The organism is Curtobacterium caseinilyticum, from assembly GCF_030363035.1.
GTDB classification, from domain to species: domain Bacteria; phylum Actinomycetota; class Actinomycetes; order Actinomycetales; family Microbacteriaceae; genus Curtobacterium; species Curtobacterium caseinilyticum.
Genome location: NZ_JAUCMN010000016.1, coordinates 23,926 through 29,925 on the forward strand (window position 1 = coordinate 23,926; position 6,000 = coordinate 29,925).

General features: G+C 71.8%; 7 protein-coding genes and 1 tRNA gene. 3 read left to right on the forward strand and 5 right to left on the reverse strand.

Features of this window, described 5'->3' with window-relative positions; translation table 11 throughout:
• Positions 1-131 precede the first annotated feature (131 nt).
• Entirely contained in the window at positions 132-1,316 is a 1,185-nt protein-coding gene (locus QUG93_RS15865) for an acyl-CoA dehydrogenase family protein (RefSeq protein WP_289475581.1), read from the forward strand.
• Positions 1,317-1,411: 95 nt separating this feature from the next.
• Here the strand turns inward: QUG93_RS15865 and QUG93_RS15870 are convergent, their stop codons facing one another.
• From QUG93_RS15870 to QUG93_RS15890, 5 genes are all read right to left on the reverse strand, one after another.
• The gene (locus tag QUG93_RS15870) at positions 1,412-1,756 is read right to left on the reverse strand and encodes a metallopeptidase family protein (protein ID WP_289475592.1); all 345 of its coding nucleotides are present in this window, start codon (positions 1,754-1,756) and stop codon (positions 1,412-1,414) included.
• Positions 1,757-1,831: 75 nt separating this feature from the next.
• Positions 1,832-1,907 (reverse strand) — tRNA-His (locus QUG93_RS15875).
• Positions 1,908-1,982: 75 nt separating this feature from the next.
• On the reverse strand, positions 1,983-2,621 hold the full coding sequence (orn, locus tag QUG93_RS15880; protein ID WP_289475583.1) for an oligoribonuclease: 639 nt from the start codon (positions 2,619-2,621) through the stop codon (positions 1,983-1,985).
• Between the two features lie 674 nt (positions 2,622-3,295).
• A complete protein-coding gene (locus tag QUG93_RS15885; RefSeq protein WP_289475584.1) occupies positions 3,296-4,534 on the reverse strand; it encodes an MFS transporter in 1,239 nt (412 codons plus the stop codon).
• Positions 4,531-4,983 (reverse strand): MarR family winged helix-turn-helix transcriptional regulator, encoded by a 453-nt coding sequence (locus tag QUG93_RS15890; RefSeq protein ID WP_289475585.1) that lies wholly within the window; start codon positions 4,981-4,983, stop codon positions 4,531-4,533. Before QUG93_RS15890 ends, QUG93_RS15885 begins: the two co-directional genes overlap by 4 nt.
• 61 nt (positions 4,984-5,044) lie before the next feature.
• On the opposite strand from QUG93_RS15890, the gene QUG93_RS15895 reads away from it, so the two are divergent.
• Positions 5,045-5,335 carry an oligoribonuclease gene (locus QUG93_RS15895; RefSeq protein ID WP_289475586.1) on the forward strand — a complete coding sequence of 97 codons (291 nt, stop codon included), beginning with the start codon at positions 5,045-5,047 and terminating at the stop codon, positions 5,333-5,335.
• Positions 5,336-5,421: 86 nt separating this feature from the next.
• The gene (locus QUG93_RS15900; protein ID WP_289475587.1) at positions 5,422-5,625 is read left to right on the forward strand and encodes a thioredoxin family protein; all 204 of its coding nucleotides are present in this window, start codon (positions 5,422-5,424) and stop codon (positions 5,623-5,625) included.
• The last annotated feature ends 375 nt before the right edge of the window (positions 5,626-6,000 follow it).

Below are 6,000 nucleotides of genomic sequence, written 5' to 3' on the forward strand. Positions count from 1 at the left end.
ACGCGACCGCGAGCGTGGGAGGCGGGGCGCGCCTCCAGGCCGACCGTCCGGACGACGCGACGGCGGCCGGCAGAGGCGGAGTGCGCCTCCGGACCGACCGTCTCGCTGTCCTGCGGGAACGGTTCGCGCCGGTGATCGACCGCATCCGCGAGGGCGCAGTCGCGCGCGAGCTGGCGTCCGGCACCCCGGGCGAGCGCGAGCTGCCGCACGCCGAGGTGCGCGCGCTGGCCGAGGCGGGCTTCGGTCGGCTGCGCGTGCCCGAGGACCGCGGTGGCTTCGGCGTGACGCTCGTCGAGCTGACGCACCTCGTGGCGGACCTCGCCGCCGCGGACTCGAACATCGCGCACCTGTGGCGAGGGCACTTCGGGTACACCGAGCTCGTGCTCCTGCGACCGGATTCGCCCGCTCGCGACGAGTGGCTGCAGCGGATCGTCGACGGGGCGATCGTGGGGAACGCGACCTCGGAGCGGACCGGCACGACGCTCGCGGACATCTCGACGACCGTGGCCCCCGACGCGGACGGCACCTGGCGGCTCGACGGGCGGAAGTTCTACTCGACGGGCACCCTCTACGCCGACTGGATCTACCTGGCGGCGGACCGCGACGGCGAGCGGGTGACCTTCGCGGTGCCCGCCGACGCGCCGGGCGTGACCGGACTCGACGACTGGGACGGGTTCGGGCAGCGCCTGACGGCCTCGGGCACGACGGTCTTCTCCGGCGTCGCGGTCGACGAGTCGGTCATCTCGGCCTACCGGGACGCACCGCTGTCGCACATCCAGGCCTTCTACCAGCTGTACCTGCTGGCGGTCCTCGCGGGGATCGGGCAGGCCGTCGTCGACGACGCCGTGGCGTTCGTCCGACCGCGGACCCGCACGTACATCCACGCGAATGCCGCCGTGCCGGGGGAGGACCCGCAGGTGCTGGCCGTGCTCGGGCGACTGTCGGCCGGGGCGTTCACCGCGCGGTCGCTCGTCGTCGCGGCGGCAGGGTTGCTCGACGGGGTCGTGGCGACGAACGAGCCCGGGGTCGGCGTCGACCACGCACTCCTCGACGCGGCCGAGAACGCCGTGTACCAGGCGCAGGTCGAGATCGGCCCGCGCGTGCTCCGGGCGGCCACGGAGTTGTTCGAGGTCGGCGGGGCCTCGGCGGCGGACCGGACCAGGGCGCTGGACCGGCACTGGCGGAACGCCCGGGTGGTGGCGTCGCACAACCCGGCCGTGTACAAGGAGCGGCTCGTGGGGGAGTACGTGCTGCACGGGCGGGGGCCGGTGGACGCGTGGGAGCGGTACCACGAGGTGGGGCCGACGCGGTTCTGAGCGCGGGCGGGTGCGCGCGCCGCGTGCCGCGTGCCGCGTGCCGCGTGCCGCGTGCCGCCAGCGCGAGTCTCGGCTCTGCAGGAAGTCGGGCGCCTCTACGCCCAGCCCAGCTCGTGCAGCCGCTCGTCGTCGATGCCGTAGAAGTGCCCGATCTCGTGGACGAGCGTCGTGTGCACCTCGTCGCGGAGTTCCTCGACGGTGTCGCACTCCGCGAGGTGCTGCTTCCGGAAGACCACGATCCGGTCCGGGAGCTCCCCGAAGCCGTACTGCCCGCGCTCGGTCGCCGCGACCCCGTCGTAGTAGCCGAACAGGTCGGAGCCGTCCTCGGGCTCGTCCTCGACGACGAACACGACGTTGTCGAGCCCGTCGACCATCTCGTCGGGCAGCTGGTCGAGTTCGTCGGTCACGAGCTGTTCGAACTCGTCGGTGGACATCTCCATCACGGGGTCGATCGTGGCACACCGCCATCCGAGAACGGCGAAGGCCCCGTCCTGACGGACGGGGCCTTCGATCACTGGGGTGAGTAACGGGTCTCGAACCCGCGACCTCCTAGACCACAACCAGGCGCTCTACCAACTGAGCTATACCCACCATGTCCACATCGGATGACCGGCGCGACCACTCAATAGTAGTACATGCCAGCGGTCTCGCCGACCAGGCGTGTCGCTACTCCGCCGCAGGCTGCGCGAGTCGCGGTTCCCACTTCTCGACCACCTCGGCCGCCACGGCGCGGACGTCCTCGGTCGTCGGTCCGGGCTCCGGGATGAAGCCCGCTCGGCGGTAGTACTCGAGTTCGCGGATCGACTCGAGGATGTCTGCGAGAGCCCGGTGCCCACCGTGCTTCTCCGGCGCGTTGAAGTACACGCGCGGGAACCAGCGGCGGCAGAGCTCCTTGATGCTCGACACGTCGACGCTGCGGTAGTGCAGGTGTCCGTCGACGCGGGGCATGTACTTCGCCAGGAACGAGCGGTCGGTGCCGATCGTGTTGCCCGCCAGCGGTGCGCTGCCCTCGGCCGGCACGTGCTGGAGGATGTACTCGAGCACCTGGTACTCGGCGTCGGCCAGCGAGACCCCGTGGGGGATCTCCTCGAGCAGCCCCGAGGTGGTGTGCATCTTCGTCACGAAGTCGTTCATGTTGTCGAGCGCCGACTGGTCGGGCTTGATCACGATTTCGAACCCGGGGTGCACGGGCACGAGGTCGAAGTCCGTGACGACGACGGCCACCTCGACGAGCTCGTCGACCTCGAGGTCGAGGCCCGTCATCTCGCAGTCGATCCAGACGAGGCGGTCGTTCGCAGTTGCCATGCCCTCGATCCTATTGCGAGCGGGTGACGCTCCCGGGCGCCGGGGTGCCGGGTGTGGACGGCCGGCCGGAGCGGCTGGTACGCGTCGCCACCGCGAGCGGGCGGAACGTGCGCGGCTGGGCGGGCTGTGGCTGCCGGATCAGCCCGCTCGCGGAGCTGGCGGTCGCGCGGAGGTGCCCCGTGCCTCCCGTCTGGTCGGGCCGGATGGGCGAGTGGGCGGAACGTGCGCGGCTGGGCGGGCTGTGGTTGCCGGATCCGCCCGCTCGCGGGGCTGGCGGTCGCGCGGAGGTGCCCCGTGCCTCCCGTCTGGTCGGGCCGGACCAGCGAGCGGGCGGAAGGTGCGCGGCTGGGCGGGCTGTGGTTGCCGGATCAGCCCGCTCGCGGGGCTGGCGGTCGCGCGGAGGCGGCCCGCGCCTCCCGTCTGGTCGGGCCGGACGGGCGAGCGGGCGGAACGCGCGCGGTTGGGCGGGCTGTGGCTGCCGGATCCGCCCGCTCGCGGGCCTGGCGGTCGCACGGACGTGGCCAGCGCGATGACGGAACGTCCCAGGGCGGCCCTGCAGACGACGAACGGGACGGATCCGCAGCCCGACCATCGGTCCGACTGCGGATTCCGCCCGTTCACGAGGAGCAACCGCGTCTGCCGGCCGCCGCGGAGCGGCACCAGCCGCGACGGCCTCAGACCATCTCGCCCGCCGAGATCGCCTCCGCCTCGACCCGCTCCGACTCCGCGCCGTCGTCGACCCGACGCAGCACCCGGGTGGTCAGCGCCACGACCACGAACGCGACCGCCACCGACGCCCCGGCGAAGACGTACGCCGCCGAGGGGGAGAACGCGTCCGCCAGCAGCGTGGCCACGGGCGGCGCGATCGCACCGCCGATGAACCGCACTGCCGAGTACGCGCTCGAGGCCACGGAGCGGGGGAGGTCCGTCGCCTCCATGACGCACTCCGTGAGGACGGTGTTGAGGACACCGAGCACGAGCCCACCGATGACGACGCAGACGATCAGGCCGACCTGCGACGCGACGACGACCGCGGCGGCGAACAGGTCGAGGGCGAGCAGCGGCAGCGCGATCTTCAGGACGGTCGTGCGGCGCATGCGTGCGGTGAGCAGCGGTGCCACCCAGACCGAGGTGATCGCGAGGCCGACGCCCCAGCCGAAGAACGTGAAGCCGATGCCGAGCGCGCCGAAGCCGAGCGGGAAGGGCGTGTAGGCGAGCAGGACGAAGAAGCCGATGTTGTAGAACAGGGCGGTCACGGCGAGCGCCGCGAGCGCCGGCTGTCCGAGGGCGCGGAACGGTGCCGACAGCTTGGTGGGCGTCGGCTTCTCGAGTCCGGAGCTCTTCAGCAGGACGACCACGGCGATGAAGGCGATCGCCATCAGCGTCGTGACGCCGAAGAACGGACCCCGCCAGCTCACCGAGCCGAGCAGACCGCCGACCAGGGGCCCGACGGCGATGCCGAGGCCGAGTGCGGCCTCGTACAGGATGATCGCCGAAGCGGTCCCGCCCGACGCTGCCCCGACGATGGTCGCGAGCGCGGTAGAGATGAAGAGCGCGTTGCCGAGACCCCAGCCGGCGCGGAACCCGATGATGTTCCAGACGCTGCCCGAGGTGGCTGCGAGCACGGAGAACACGACGATGAGCGCGAGCCCGATGAGCAGCGTGTTCTTCGCGCCGATGCGGCTGGAGACCCAGCTGGTGAAGAACATCGCGACGCCGGTGACGGCGAGGTAGCTCGTGAAGAGCAGCTCGGTCTGCGCCGCGGTGGCGTGCAGCGAGGTCGCGATCGCGGGCAGGATCGGGTCGACGAGGCCGATGCCCATGAACGCGACGACGCAGGCGAAGGCGATCGCCCAGACGGCGGACGACTGCTTGAGGATGCTGCCGGACGCAGCGGGTGCGTGGGCGTTCACGCGGTGATCTCCGTTCTCGTGGGGTTGGTGGTGGCGGTGCGCGAGGCGATGATGGCGGCCGCGTCGTGCAGCACGTCCCAGTCGTCGTCGCTGAGGTCGGCGAACACCGGCCCGACCGTCTCGGTGATGGTGGCGCGCCACGTGACGAGCCGTTCGTGACCGGCCTCGGTGAGCTCGATGAGCTGGCCGCGGGAGTCGTCGGGGTCGACGCTGCGCGAGACGAGCCCGTCCTCGAGCATCCCGGCGACGAGCCGGGTCATGGTCGGCTGCGCCACGCGTGACGCGGTGGCGAGTTCGCCCAGGCGGAGCGGCTGCTCGGTCTCGAGGATCCCGAGGGTGCGCCACACCGCGGCCGAGGTCGGGTTGCCGGTCGCCTGTGCTGCGGCGCGGATCAGTCGGTTCACGGAGACGAGGAGTGTCTCCAGCGTCTGCGCCCGGGATGTTTCCATGCCAAAACTATATAGCCGTGCTATGCATCCGTCAACAGGGGCGCCCTGGTACAAGGGACGCATGAGCGACATCACCATCAACGAGGGCGACGAGTACACCGCGATCTTCCACGGCGGTCCCTTCGACGGCACGACCGACACCCGCACCGCCACCAGCGACGCTGTCGACGACGAGGTCACGGTGTACGCGGACGTCGAGGGCCTGCAGACGGCCTTCACCTACAAGGCCACCAAGTCCCGCCAGGTGCTCGACCAGACCTCGGTCGAGTACGAGTACGACGCAGCCGACTCCGACCCGGTCGACGACCTGCAGGACCGCGGCGACCGCAGCGGTGAGTTCGACCGGGAGTAGACCCGGCGCCGCGTGCGTTGCACGTTCGTGTGCAGCTCGACCTCTGGACCTCCGCCTTCTGCGCCCCGTGTGCAGCCGCCCGCCGCGTGACCGGTGAGGCATCGGCGCTCGTCCCGGGGCTCCGGGTGACGGAGCGCGATGTCGCGGCACACCCTGACACGGCGGAGGACCTCGGGATCCGGTCGACCCCCACGATCATCGTGCGGCGGGACGACGGGACCGAGGTCTTCCGTTCGCCGGGCGTCCCCTCGCGGGATCAGCTGCTGCTGGCGGTCGCCAAGGCGCTCTGAGCGCGCAACGCGGTCGCGCAGCGTGCGGACCGGCGGTACGGCCCGGCGGTCCGGCCTGGAGGCACGGCGGTCCGGCCTGGAGGCACGGCTCACTCCCGCCCCGCTCGCGGACTCCCGCTGTGGCCGGTCCGGTCGCCCGGTCGCGCCCCGACGCCGGTCGCCGACGCGTCCTGCCGTTGCGACCGGTCGATCCGTCAGCGTCAGCGCGAGGACACCCCGCGCCACGGCCCCGAGCACCGCGGTCGAGCGCACCCTTGCGGTTCGCCGGCGCCTGGGCGTGCCGCTTCCGCCCGTTAGTCCGTTGGACCGTTGGACCGTTGGACCGTTGGACCGTTGGACCGTTGGACCGTTGGACCGTTGGACCGTTGGACCGTT